The organism is Moritella yayanosii (assembly GCF_900465055.1).
GTDB classification, from domain to species: domain Bacteria; phylum Pseudomonadota; class Gammaproteobacteria; order Enterobacterales; family Moritellaceae; genus Moritella; species Moritella yayanosii.
In genome coordinates, this window is record NZ_LS483250.1 from 2785204 (window position 1) to 2798668 (window position 13465).

Below are 13465 nucleotides of genomic sequence, written 5' to 3' on the forward strand. Positions count from 1 at the left end.
TAAGAGCTTATTTCTTACCTTTGTTTTCATCTAATTCGATGTTGATACCCAATGAGCGGATCTCTTTCAACAATACGTTGAATGATTCTGGCATACCTGGGTCCATACGATGATCGCCGTCTACGATGCTCTTATACATCTTAGTACGACCGTTCACGTCATCAGACTTAACAGTTAGCATCTCTTGTAGAGTATATGCTGCACCGTATGCTTCCAGAGCCCATACTTCCATCTCACCGAAACGCTGACCACCGAACTGAGCTTTACCACCCAACGGCTGCTGAGTAACTAGGCTGTAAGAACCGGTAGAACGTGCATGCATTTTGTCATCAACCAAGTGATTCAGTTTCAGCATGTACATGTAACCTACAGTAACTGGACGTTCAAATCGATCACCAGTACGGCCATCGTATAAGTCTAATTGACCAGATTCTGGTAAATCAGCCAGTCTCAGCATTTCTTTGATTTCAGCTTCTGAAGCACCATCAAACGCAGGCGTTGCTATTGGCAGACCTTTACGTAAGTTGTGCGCAAGAACACGAACTTCCTCGTCAGAGAAAGTTGATAAATCAACTTTCTGATGCGAATCACCGATGTCGTATGCTTTTTGCATAAACTCACGGATCTTAGCAAGATCTTGTTGCTCTTTGATCATGTTATCGATTTTAGTACCGATACCACGAGCAGCAAGGCCCAAGTGAACTTCAAGTACCTGACCGATGTTCATACGCGATGGTACACCCAGCGGATTCAGTACGATATCAACGGGTTCACCAAACTTATCGTGTGGCATATCTTCAATAGGCACGATTGTTGAGATCACACCTTTGTTACCATGACGACCAGCCATTTTATCACCCGGTTGGATACGACGTTTAACAGCTAGGTGTACTTTAACGATCTTAAGTACGCCCGGTGCTAGATCATCACCTTGGGTAATTTTACGGCGTTTGATATCAAACTTAGAATCAAAGTCAGCTCTTAACTCATCATGCTGCTTCGCTAAGCTGTCTAATTGAGTCTGTTGATCTTCATCAACAAGCACCGTCTCTAACCATTGACCACGAGAAATAGCATTAAGTTGCTCTTCTGTTTTGCCAGCAGCTAATAGTAAGTTTTTAACGCGACCGAATAAGCCTTCTTCGAAGATAGATAATTCTTCAGTTAAGTCTTTTTTCGCTTCACGTAATTGCATTTGCTCGATGTCTTGTGCACGTTTATCTTTATCTACGCCATCACGGGTAAATACTTGCACGTCAATTACAGTACCGTAAACAGAGTTAGGTACACGTAATGAACTGTCTTTTACATCCGATGCCTTTTCACCGAAGATAGCTCGCAGAAGCTTTTCTTCAGGCGTTAATTGTGTTTCACCTTTAGGGGTTACTTTACCGACTAGGATATCGCCGGGCTTAACTTCAGCACCAACATAAACGATACCAGACTCATCTAGCTTAGATAATGCGCTTTCTCCCACGTTAGGGATATCCGCAGTGATCTCTTCGCTACCAAGCTTAGTATCACGCGCAATCGATGATAATTCTTGAATGTGGATAGTCGTTAGACGATCTTCTTTTACAACACGTTCAGATACAAGAATTGAATCTTCGAAGTTGTAACCATTCCAAGGCATGAATGCGATACGCATATTTTGGCCAAGTGCTAATTCACCTAAGTCTGTTGAAGGACCGTCAGCAAGCACGTCACCTTTAACCACAGCTTCACCAGTTAATACTGTTGGGCGTTGGTTAATACAAGTGTTTTGGTTCGAACGTGTGTACTTAGTTAACGTGTAGATATCAATACCCGCTTCACCTGGTACCAGTTCTTCTTCGTTAACTTTAACGATGATACGACTTGCATCAGCATAGTCGATTGAACCGCCACGTAATGCAACTACAGTTACACCGGAATCGATTGCTACCGCGCGTTCAATACCTGTACCTACTAATGGCTTGTCAGCGTTTAGTGTTGGTACTGCTTGACGTTGCATGTTCGCACCCATCAATGCACGGTTAGCATCATCGTGTTCTAGGAACGGAATTAGCGCTGCCGCCACAGAAATAATTTGCTGTGGCGATACGTCCATATACTGAATTTGATCCGCAGACCTAAAGGTTGTTTCACCTTTGTGACGACATGGAATAAATTCATCTTGTAACATACCATCTTTATCGATAGTCGCGTTAGCCTGTGCTACTGCATATAGACCTTCTTCAATAGCCGAAAGGTATTGGACGTCATCAGTGACTTTACCGTTGATTACTTTACGGAATGGTGTTTCTAAGAAACCATAATCATTAGTACGAGCAAAAATAGCTAATGAGTTAATTAGACCAATGTTTGGTCCCTCTGGAGTCTCAATCGGGCATAAACGACCATAGTGAGTTGGATGTACATCACGTACCTCAAAACCAGCACGTTCACGTGTAAGACCACCAGGACCTAATGCAGAAATACGACGTTTGTGCGTCACTTCTGACAATGGGTTATTTTGATCCATGAACTGAGACAGTTGTGATGAACCAAAGAACTCTTTGATCGCAGCTGAAATCGGCTTAGCATTAATCAAATCTTGTGGCATTACAGCATCAAGATCACCAAGACTTAGACGTTCACGAACAGCACGTTCTACACGAACTAAACCAACACGGAATTGGTTTTCTGCCATTTCGCCAACTGAACGAATACGACGGTTGCCAAGGTGATCGATATCATCGACTTCGCCTTTACCGTTACGGATATTAATCAAAGTTTTCATCACTTCAACAATATCTTCTTTGTTCAGGATGCCAGAGCCAGTATCTTCTTCGCGGCCAATACGGCGGTTGAACTTCATACGACCGACAGTAGATAGGTCATAACGTTCTTCTGCGAAGAATAGATTATTAAATAAACCTTCTGCAGCTTCACGCGTTGGTGGTTCACCAGGACGCATCATGCGGTAAATTTCAACTAATGCTTCAAGTTTGTTAGTAGTTGAGTCAACACGTAATGTGTCAGACATGTAACTACCTACATCAAGCTCGTTCGTATAAAGAACGTCAATTATCTTGATTCCAGCTTGAGACAATTCAGCCACAGACTCGAGTGTTAGTTCAGCATTCGCTGCAACAATTACTTCGCCCGTTTCTTCATTGATATAATCTTTAGACGCAACTTTACCAGCGATATACTCTAATGGTACTTCGATCTCGGTTATGCCGGCTTTTTCAAATTTCTTGATATGACGAGCAGTAATACGACGACCATTTTCAACGTATATTTCACCGTTAGCAACGATGTCAAATACAGCAGTTTCGCCGCGTAGACGGTCCGGCTGTAGTTCCATCAATAACTTGCCATCTTTCACTTCAAAACGTGTAGTATCGAAGAAGATTGCTAAGATTTCTTCCGTCGTGAACTCAAGTGCACGAAGAATAATTGATGCTGGTAATTTACGACGACGGTCAATACGCACGAATAAGCAATCTTTCGGATCGAATTCAAAGTCTAACCAAGAACCGCGGTAAGGAATAACGCGTGCGTTATATAGTACTTTACCTGATGAATGAGTTTTACCTTTGTCGTGATCGAAGAATACACCAGGACTACGGTGTAGCTGAGATACGATAACACGCTCTGTACCGTTAATAACAAAAGTACCAGTATGTGTCATTAATGGGATTTCGCCCATGTAGACTTCTTGTTCTTTGATATCTTTAATAGTACCTGCTGGTGCATCACGATCGTATAATACAAGACGTAATTTAACACGCAACGGTGCAGAATAAGTAATACCTCGGGTTTGACATTCTTTAACTTCAAATACAGGTTCACCTAAACGGTACGATACATATTGAAGTTCAGAAGTTCCAGAGTAACTTTTAATAGGGAACACGCTACGGAATGCTGCTTCCAGGCCGTGTTCACCTGTGTGATCCATTTCTAAAAACTTTTTAAAAGAGCTCGTTTGGATAGCCAACATTTGCGGTTTAGCCACAACTGGTGCACTTTTACCAAAGTCTTTACGGATACGTTTTTTTTCGGTATTAGAGTAAACCATTTGGTTCCTCAGCTCGCTGATAAGTGACCCACTCTGCCCTAAATAAGGACAGCTCTAACAACATCATTATATGTTTTTTATCCTGTCTCGACCAAATGAATTCGGTTAAACAGTGCGCAGAATTTTGGTTGAAATGATGTGAAATTTCCAAACATCCTATAGCGCAAAAAGGCCGGCGATTAAAGAATCACCAGCCAATGCCTTATGAGGGCAATAATCTATTTAAGAATAGACTATTTGATCTCAACAGTACAACCTGCTTCTTCTAGAACTTTCTTAAGTTCTTCAGCTTCAGTTTTTTCTACGCCTTCTTTAACAGCTACAGGTGCAGATTCAACAACACCTTTAGCTTCTTTAAGACCTAGGCCTGTAGCAGCACGAACAGCTTTAATAGCTTTAACTTTGTTTTCGCCAAAAGCAGTTAGAATCACGTCGAATTCTGTTTGCTCTTCAACAGCAGCGCCTTCAGCAGCGCCAGCAACAACTGCAGCTGCAGCTGATACGCCGAATTTTTCTTCCATTGCTTCGATTAATTCAACAACTTCCATAACAGAAAGTTCAGCAATTGCGTCGATGATTTGGTCTTTAGTGATAGACATGTGTCATTCCTAATATATTAAAATTTATTTTAGACAAAGCGGCTAAATTAAGCAGCTTCTTGCTCTTTTTGATCGCGTAAAGCAGCCAATGTACGTACCAGTTTGCCAGCAGATGCTTCTTTCATAGTCATCATTAACTGCGCAATAGCTTCGTCGTATGTTGGTAGTTTAGCTAGTTTATCAATGTTTTCTGCACTGATAAATTCGCCTTCAAATGCTAACGCTTTAACTTCGAAAGATTCTTCTTGTGCAGCGAAGTCTTTTAAAAGACGAGCTGCAGCACCTGGGTGCTCATTAGAGAATGCGATCAGAGTTGGACCGGTAAATACTTCGCTAAGGCACTCAAATTCAGTACCTACAACAGCACGCTTTATAAGAGTGTTACGTACTACACGGATGTAGACGCCATTCTCACGAGCAAGCTTACGAAGACCAGTCATTGCACCTACAGTAACGCCACGTGAATCAGCAACTACTGCAGAAAGCGCAGCCTTGGCAGCTTCGTTGACTTCAGCAACAATTGCTTTTTTGTCGTCGAGACCTAATGCCATGGTCTATACTCCTGGATAAAACCGAAAAATTCGGTATTTAAAATTTCCGACCAATGCCTTACCTTTGGCAGTCACATCAGTCGAACCATTACGGCTTGGATTCCAGAAAAAATAAATTCTTCAGAGGTCCTACACCATCTACGTAGGAAAGATCAAGTATTTAACTAAACATAGCCGATCATGATTAAGTCATTCTTACAGCGTAAGCACAACTCCTACGGTCTTGGACGGAAGCAAGCAACATAAAGTATTAAACTTGATGTACTTACTTCAACCCACATTTTTTGCGGGTTGGTTAATATTAATAAATAACTATTAACCAACGCGCTAAATTTAAGGAACCAAATTAGACTAAATAATTTCGTTCCTGTAAATTATTTAGTCTCTACAGTTGCAACATCAACAGTTAGACCAGCACCCATCGTAGTAGATAGGCTGATCTTCTTGATGAATTGACCTTTAGCAGAAGCAGGTTTAGACTTAGTCAATGCTTTAAGTAGTGACTCAAGGTTTTCTTTGATGTGACTCGCGTCAAAATCCACTTTACCGATAGTAGTGTGGATAATACCAGCTTTGTCGTTACGGTAACGCACTTGACCAGACTTAGCATTTTTAACTGCAGTCGCAACGTCAGGAGTTACTGTACCAACTTTAGGGTTTGGCATTAAACCACGTGGACCTAGGATTTGACCTAGTTGACCAACAACACGCATAGCGTCTGGAGATGCGATAACAACATCAAAGTTAAGCTCACCAGCTTTAACTTGTGCAGCTAGATCTTCCATACCTACGATGTCAGCGCCAGCAGCTTTAGCCGCTTCAACGTTAGCACCTTGTGTAAATACTGCAACACGTACGTTACGACCAGTACCGTGTGGTAACACAGTAGCGCCACGCACGTTTTGGTCAGATTTACGTGAATCAATACCTAGATTGATAGAAACGTCGATGCTTTCTTTGAATTTAGCAGATGCTAATTCTTTAAGAAGTTCAACAGCTTCAGTGATTTCATATTGCTTAGTTACTTCCACTTTTTCGCGGATAGTACGCATACGTTTAGAAAGTTTAGCCATGTTCAGAATTATCCTTCTACGTTCAAGCCCATTGAGCGAGCTGTACCAGCAATAGTGCGAACCATTGCATCTAGATCAGCGCCCGTAAGGTCTGGTTGTTTAGTGTGTGAGATCTCTTCCAACTGAGCGCGAGTAACAGTACCCACTTTTTCAGTGTTTGGACGACCAGAACCAGACTTGATGCCTGCTGCTTTCTTAAGTAAGAAAGATGCTGGTGACGTCTTTGTTATGAACGTAAACGAACGATCAGAATAAACTGTGATAACAACAGGCGTCGGTGAACCCTTCTCTACAGAATCTGTTTTTGCGTTGAACGCTTTACAGAATTCCATGATGTTAACACCATGTTGACCTAGTGCAGGACCAACTGGTGGACTAGGATTCGCCATACCAGCTGAAACTTGCAGCTTAATATATGCAGTAACTTTTTTAGCCATTTTAATTTACCTTAAATATGGGTGCGAACGCTATATCTGACATAGATACTAGCTTCCCGAAAAACAAGGGCAGCGAATTATAGATATAATCACTGCCCTTGCCAAGCATTTTGTTGAAAATTAATTCAATAAAATGCGAATCTTATTGTTTTGAACTTTGCCATTAAGCTATTAGGTTAATGGTATTAGCCTTTTTCTACTTGACCAAAATCTAATTCAACCGGTGTAGAACGACCGAAGATCAATACGGAAACTTTTAAGCGACTTTTTTCATAGTCAACTTCTTCAACCACACCATTAAAGTCAGCAAATGGGCCGTCTGATACACGAACCACTTCACCCACTTCAAATAACGTTTTAGGACGCGGCTTATCAATCGCGTCTTGAAGACGGTTCAGAATGCGATCAGCTTCTTTTTGGGTGATTGGAGCTGGACGCTCTTTAGTACCACCAATGAAACCAAGTACACGCGGTAAACTGCTTACCAAGTGCCATGATTCATCGTTCATTACCATTTGAACTAAAACGTAACCAGGAAAGAACTTACGTTCACTCTTGCGACGTTGACCGGCACGCATTTCAACAACTTCTTCCGTTGGAACAAGTATGTCACCGAAATATTCTTCCATTTCGTGGATCTTAATATGTTCAAGTAATGTTTTTTGAACACGACCTTCAAAACCGGAAAAGGCTTGAACTACGTACCATCTCATTTTCTGTTCAGACATGAACTTATACCTTTACATCTGTGATAAATGCAACTACACGAACTAGAATACCATCTAATCCCCATAGCACTAACGCCATAAAAGCGGTAACAACTAATACGATAAGTGTAGTCTGGATCGCCTCTTGGCGCGTAGGCCAAACTACTTTACGTACTTCTGTTCTTGATTCAGATGCAAATTCAAGTGCATTGCGCCCTTTACTTGTCTGCAATGCAATGCCACCAGCAATAACAGCGGCAATAATTACAGCAACTGCGCGGATTAACACTGATTCTTCACTAAAAATATTGTTACCAATAACTGTGCCAATTAGAATTATTGCAACTAGTACCCATTTTACAGTTTCTAGTGCTTTTCCTTGGTTTTCAGTATTTGAAGTCATACTACTAACCTGTACCTTAAGACAAAAAAATCCGCTGTTACACGGTGATGACAGTGGCAGGAGGGAGATAATCGCACTCACAAACATCAGTTTGGAGACCGCCTTTCTACCAATTGGAGCTACCCCTACAAACGGAGCACCTAATTATAGGGGCTTTCATTTTTCATGCAAGTCATTCGTAAATAATTATGAATAATATTTGAATTACAAATAGCTTAAATAGATTATGATAAGTTTATTTTTAGTTTTTTAACGTGTAGTTATTTTAAAGGCGTAGTCATTTGAGATGAAGAATAAACAGAAGAAGAAAACAATTAACCTGAAAAAATGGTGCTGATACCCAGAATCGAACTGGGGACCTCATCCTTACCAAGGATGCGCTCTACCGACTGAGCCATATCAGCGAATTTGGAGCGGGCGGCGGGAATCGAACCCGCATTATCAGCTTGGAAGGCTGGAGTAATAGCCATTATACGACGCCCGCATGCGTCCTAAGTACAAAGTGGTGGAGGGAGAAGGATTCGAACCTTCGAAGGCTGAGCCGTCAGATTTACAGTCTGATCCCTTTGGCCACTCGGGAACCCCTCCACATCTTGTACTTCGATAACAAGTTAAATGGTGCCGACTGCCGGAGTCGAACTGGCGACCTACTGATTACAAGTCAGTTGCTCTACCTACTGAGCTAAGTCGGCGGCGTCACTTAACGAGGAGAGATACTAGAGTAACCCCCTATCTCTTGCAACCTTAATCGATTAAAACCAGTTTTTTTTTATTTACATGGCTAATTGTTCGCCACATCGACTAAGCTTCGACTCGAAAGCATGAATGAAATCCGTTTTGGTTACGTTTCAGCGTGTCGCAATGACACTTCACCACCCACGTAGGGACTAATAACGCCATCCATTTCTAACAATAATGCGCCACTGTGATCGATCCCTTTCGCGATCCCATATTTTTTGTTATTACCTATGGTCAATACCACAGGGCTATCTCTAAACGCATCACAACAATTCCACTCTTCAACAAAGTGTCCAAAACCAAACGACTCGAAATCAGTCAAGACTTTGATTAAGTGAGTTAAATAACGCGAGGCTAAGGCATTACGATCAATTGCGTGCGGTAATTGCTGATTTATATCAGTCCAAGCTTGGTCTATCTCTAGCCCTGCTTGCAATGGCATATTAACATTAAGCCCCAAACCGATGACTAAATGGCATTCACCCCCCGCTGTAGCAATTATTTCTACCAATACACCTGCAATCTTTTTACCATCCACATACACATCATTAGGCCATTTCAATTGGGTATTAGCAATACCTAGGTCGGTGAGCGTGCGCGCAACAGCAATGCCGATGACTAAACTTAAACCTGAGGCAGCTTGGATCCCAGCATCTAAACTCCAGTAAGTACTGGTATAAAGGTGCGCCCCATAAGGCGACTCCCATTTTTTACCCCGGCGCCCGCGCCCGGCAGTCTGATATTCAGCAAAGCAGCTGTGGCCTTTATGTAATAACGCGGCTTTATCTAATAAATGCTGATTGGTCGAGCCTAGCACTTGATGACTCTCGACAGTCACACCACTCCCTGCTGTAATCAGCTCAGCATCGAGTAATTGCAACGGCGCAGATAGTTTATAGCCTTTACCGGTCACCTTAAATACATCTAAGCCTATTGTTTCTAGTACCTTGATCTGCTTACTCACGGCCATGCGGCTTACACCGAGCGTTGCACCTAACGCTTCACCCGAATGAAATTCACCATCAGCAAGTAATCGAATAAGTTGCTGCCGTGAAGCGGTCATATTAACCACGGCACACCTCCGCTAAGCTAGTCTCTCCGTCACGTCCCATAAATCTAACCTCATGCTGTAATTCAACACCAAAGCGTGTCTGCACTGTTGTTTGAATGTGTTTCGCTAACGCGACAATATCAGCCGCTGTCGCAGTTCCGGTATTGACAATAACCAGCGCTTGCTCGGTATGAACTTGCGCGCCACCTTGTTGATAACCTTTTAGTGCACATTGGTCAATCAACCAACCCGCGGCTAATTTGATATCTCCACCTGCTGGATAATGCAAAATATTTGGATGCAGGACGGCAATTGCGTTAAATTGTGTTTTATTGATGATCGGGTTCTTAAAGAAACTACCCGCATTACCCAGTTTATTGGGATCGGGTAGTTTCTGTTGACGAGTCAGGCAAACCTGTTTAAAGATCGCTAATGCCGAGGTTTTATCCCCTAAACTCGCTAATGGGCCATAATTTATTTTGGCAATCCAAGGTTTGTGTAATTTAATACCGACAGCGGTGATCACTGCGCTATCTTTAAGTTCGCCTTTAAAAATACTGTCACGATAACCAAATTGACAGTCTGCAGGTGTATAACGACGCACCATTAAAGTGTCAATATCGAGTACATCAACATAATCGCAGACATCCTTCAATTCCACGCCATATGCACCAATATTTTGTACTGGTGCGGCACCGACGACACCTGGGATCAACGCTAGGTTTTCTAATCCATCATAACCTTGAGCCAACGTCCATTGCACGAATTCATGCCAATTTTCACCGGCAGCCACGTGTAAGTACACCGCATCCTCAGCCGCTTCATTCACTGTGATACCCGTTAAGCAAATACGAATAACGAGTCCATCAAAGTCATCACAAAATAACAAATTACTGCCACCACCCAGTATTAACCGCTGGGGCGCAGAGATCTGCAGCGCAGACTTAAGCTCACTTAACGTCGTCACGGTGATAAACTGCGAGGCATAAGCATCAACTCCAAAACTGGTATAGGGTTTTAAATTGTGATTTTTTAGTATTTGCATGAAATAATTAACACTCATAAGACATAATCCCCTGCAGATAGTAACGTATCTGCAGGCAAAACCGAATAATAAAAGGTCACGAAATGCAGTTTCAATGGTTAAAGAAAATAGAGAACCCGCTAGTTAAGCCCTTCTATAAGCAATACCTACCCTATTCAAGACCCAATAAAGCCGAGCATATTGCCGTTTTAAAAGATAATAGAAAACAGGGTAATACCATTATTGCCTGCGCGAGACTGCGCCCTATTGGTGAGTTATCTTTATTAACTGGGATGTTGGTATCGCCCGACTACCGTGGTCAACAACTCGGTCATCAATTATTACGTGATATGCGCCCTCAATTCACCCCGCATAAAACGTTTACTTTTGCCCTACCACACCTTGCAGATTTTTATCATCAGCATGATTTTTATCCCACAGCGCAAGCGCCTAATGATATTCAGCAACGATTTGAGGCCTATCAAAAACAGGGTAAATCACTGCTGTTATTAGGCTTTAATGATTCTAATCAAGCTGACATCTGATTATCTTTATAATAAAGTAAAATTACGTTAAGCTGATCACAGCCCATATTTAGACTAATAGACATCATGACAATTAAAACAGACGAACTTAGAACTACCTATATCGACCAGGTGATCGCTCCAAGTCAACTGGTTAAAGAGTTTCCATTATCTGATAGCGCTGCACAGCAGATAATCAACAGTCGTCGTGAAATCGAAGCGATTATTGCAGGCAAAGATAAACGTCTGCTGGTTATCATTGGCCCTTGCTCAATTCATGATACTAACGCCGCGTTAGATTACGCTCGCCGTCTAAAACCATTGCAAGAACGATATAAAGGCAGCTTAGTGATTGTAATGCGTGTGTACTTTGAAAAACCACGTACCATTGTGGGCTGGAAAGGTTTGATCAGCGACCCTGATTTAAACGGTAAATACCAAGCAAATAAAGGCTTACGTTTAGCACGTAAACTGTTAGTTGATATCAGTGAAGTCGGCTTACCAATCGCCACCGAATTTTTAGACATGGTCAACGGTCAATACATTGCAGACTTAATTAGCTGGGGTGCTATTGGCGCGAGAACCACCGAAAGCCAAGTACACCGTGAAATGGCATCGGCGTTATCTTGTCCTGTTGGTTTCAAGAACGGTACAGATGGTAATATCAAAATTGCCATTGATGCAGTACGTGCAGCACAAGTATCACACATTTTCTACTCACCCGATAAAGATGGTTTCATGACGGTATACCAAACCCACGGTAATCCGTTTGGTCATGTGATCTTACGTGGTGGTAAAGAGCCAAACTATGACAAATCACACATTAACGTGGCGACCAAAGCATTAAGTGATGCAGGATTAACACCGTCTGTCGTGGTTGATTTTAGTCATGGTAACAGCCAAAAGCGCCACACCAATCAGCTACTTGTTGCTGACAATGTGATGGCGCAAATGCGTACCGGTAGCATGCAGATTTCAGGTATTATGGCTGAAAGTTTTATTGAAGAAGGTAACCAAGCCGTTGTTGCTGGCAAACAGCTCGTTTATGGTAAGAGTATTACCGATGCTTGTCTCCATTGGCAAGATACAGAAAAGTTACTGGCAAACCTAGCCCAAGCAGCAAGTGATCGGATCGCCATCGCATAAGCTCAGAACTATAATATATCGAGATTGCTAAAAAAGCCGCGTTCATCACGCGGCTTTTTGTTATCTAATCAATCACGCTTCTAATTTTATAAAATGATGTTTTGTAAATCTGCACTTTTGCGGTTAAGCATATGCGTTGATTTAATACGACGAATGGTGCCCGACTTACCACTAATAACCAACGTTTCCGTCGTGGCAATATTACCTTTACGTTGCACACCTTCAACCAGGTCGCCTTTCGTGATACCTGTTGCGGCAAAAATCACATTATCGGTTTTCGCTAATCTATCCAATGGTAAGATCTCACCCACAACCAAACCTAGCGCCTGACAACGTGAAATTTCAATTTCACCTGCCGCGCGGTTTTCAGGAGTATCTCCTTTGACATCATGCCGTGCTAATAATCGCGCCTGCATGTTACCGCCCATCGCCCGAATAGCCGCGGCTGAAATTACCCCTTCAGGCGCACCACCAATGCAATACATCATATCGACGTCACTCTCTGGCATGCAGCACAAGATAGACGCGGCAACATCACCATCAGGTAATGCAAATACCCGTACGCCCATTGCTTGCATGGCTTTAATTTGTTCATCGTGACGTGGTTTGGCTAACGTAACAACGGTTAACTCGCGAATATCTTTATTCAATGCTTTCGCCACATTACGAATATTGTCTTCCAGCGATAAACTTAAATCTATGGCGTCTTTAGCGTCTGGGCCAACGACTAATTTTTCCATATACATATCAGGTGCTTTTAGAAATGCGCCTTGTTCACCGACAGCTAATACGGCCACGGCATTGGATTGCCCCATTGCCGTCATACGCGTGCCTTCAATCGGGTCAACGGCAATATCAACTGCGTCAGCACCGGCTATGTTGGTACCGACTTTCTCGCCGATATACAGCATCGGTGCTTCATCGATTTCGCCTTCACCAATAACAATTTCACCGTCAATGTCGATTTTATTTAACATCAAACGCATGGCTTCAACAGCAGCACCATCAGCAATATTCTTATCACCGCGGCCTAACCATTTATAACCAGCAAGAGCAGCGGCTTCAACAACACGCGAAAATTCAATGGCAAGTGTACGATTCATCTCTTAACTCCTATATATAAGTAAGTACATTTTAAAGTACCACCTACTTAATTACAATTTGAGA

Annotated in this window: 12 protein-coding genes and 4 tRNA genes; 2 read left to right on the plus strand and 14 right to left on the minus strand. The window is 42.4% G+C overall.

Translation table 11 applies throughout. The features are described from left to right. Positions 1-7 precede the first annotated feature (7 nt). The 13 genes from rpoB to murB all read right to left on the minus strand — a co-directional run bounded on the left by rpoB (position 8) and on the right by murB (position 10667). Positions 8-4045, minus strand: coding sequence for a DNA-directed RNA polymerase subunit beta (gene rpoB / locus MORIYA_RS12895; protein WP_112715776.1), 4038 nt, complete (start codon positions 4043-4045; stop codon positions 8-10). Between the two features lie 233 nt (positions 4046-4278). Continuing rightward, positions 4279-4644 (minus strand): 50S ribosomal protein L7/L12, encoded by a 366-nt coding sequence (rplL, locus tag MORIYA_RS12900; RefSeq protein ID WP_112715778.1) that lies wholly within the window; start codon positions 4642-4644, stop codon positions 4279-4281. Between the two features lie 47 nt (positions 4645-4691). Then, the gene (gene rplJ / locus MORIYA_RS12905; RefSeq protein WP_112715780.1) at positions 4692-5195 is read right to left on the minus strand and encodes a 50S ribosomal protein L10; all 504 of its coding nucleotides are present in this window, start codon (positions 5193-5195) and stop codon (positions 4692-4694) included. Between the two features lie 374 nt (positions 5196-5569). Further along, the gene (gene rplA, locus MORIYA_RS12910; RefSeq protein ID WP_112715782.1) at positions 5570-6268 is read right to left on the minus strand and encodes a 50S ribosomal protein L1; all 699 of its coding nucleotides are present in this window, start codon (positions 6266-6268) and stop codon (positions 5570-5572) included. A gap of 8 nt (positions 6269-6276) precedes the next feature. After that, positions 6277-6705, minus strand: coding sequence for a 50S ribosomal protein L11 (rplK, locus tag MORIYA_RS12915; RefSeq protein ID WP_112715784.1), 429 nt, complete (start codon positions 6703-6705; stop codon positions 6277-6279). 185 nt (positions 6706-6890) lie between these two features. Beyond that, positions 6891-7433 (minus strand): transcription termination/antitermination protein NusG, encoded by a 543-nt coding sequence (nusG, locus tag MORIYA_RS12920; RefSeq protein WP_067048322.1) that lies wholly within the window; start codon positions 7431-7433, stop codon positions 6891-6893. Between the two features lie 4 nt (positions 7434-7437). Further along, positions 7438-7815: a preprotein translocase subunit SecE gene (gene secE / locus MORIYA_RS12925; RefSeq protein WP_112715786.1), complete on the minus strand. Its 378-nt coding sequence runs from the start codon at positions 7813-7815 to the stop codon at positions 7438-7440. A gap of 328 nt (positions 7816-8143) precedes the next feature. Continuing rightward, positions 8144-8219 (minus strand) — tRNA-Thr (locus MORIYA_RS12930). 5 nt (positions 8220-8224) lie between these two features. Continuing rightward, positions 8225-8299 (minus strand) — tRNA-Gly (locus MORIYA_RS12935). A 19-nt stretch (positions 8300-8318) separates the two neighbouring features. Then, positions 8319-8403: transfer RNA gene (locus tag MORIYA_RS12940), tRNA-Tyr, on the minus strand. A 28-nt stretch (positions 8404-8431) separates the two neighbouring features. Further along, positions 8432-8507, minus strand: a tRNA-Thr gene (locus MORIYA_RS12945). 149 nt (positions 8508-8656) lie between these two features. Next, entirely contained in the window at positions 8657-9616 is a 960-nt protein-coding gene (gene birA / locus MORIYA_RS12950; RefSeq protein ID WP_232011735.1) for a bifunctional biotin--[acetyl-CoA-carboxylase] ligase/biotin operon repressor BirA, read from the minus strand. Position 9617: 1 nt separating this feature from the next. Then, positions 9618-10667 carry a UDP-N-acetylmuramate dehydrogenase gene (gene murB / locus MORIYA_RS12955; protein ID WP_197713384.1) on the minus strand — a complete coding sequence of 350 codons (1050 nt, stop codon included), beginning with the start codon at positions 10665-10667 and terminating at the stop codon, positions 9618-9620. Between the two features lie 65 nt (positions 10668-10732). On the opposite strand from murB, the gene MORIYA_RS12960 reads away from it, so the two are divergent. Then, positions 10733-11173 carry a GNAT family N-acetyltransferase gene (locus tag MORIYA_RS12960; RefSeq protein WP_112715790.1) on the plus strand — a complete coding sequence of 147 codons (441 nt, stop codon included), beginning with the start codon at positions 10733-10735 and terminating at the stop codon, positions 11171-11173. Positions 11174-11239: 66 nt separating this feature from the next. Beyond that, the gene (locus tag MORIYA_RS12965) at positions 11240-12298 is read left to right on the plus strand and encodes a 3-deoxy-7-phosphoheptulonate synthase (protein ID WP_112715792.1); all 1059 of its coding nucleotides are present in this window, start codon (positions 11240-11242) and stop codon (positions 12296-12298) included. Between the two features lie 86 nt (positions 12299-12384). Here MORIYA_RS12965 and glpX read toward each other — a convergent pair whose 3' ends face one another. Beyond that, positions 12385-13401, minus strand: coding sequence for a class II fructose-bisphosphatase (gene glpX / locus MORIYA_RS12970; RefSeq protein WP_112715794.1), 1017 nt, complete (start codon positions 13399-13401; stop codon positions 12385-12387). Positions 13402-13465: the final 64 nt, after the last annotated feature.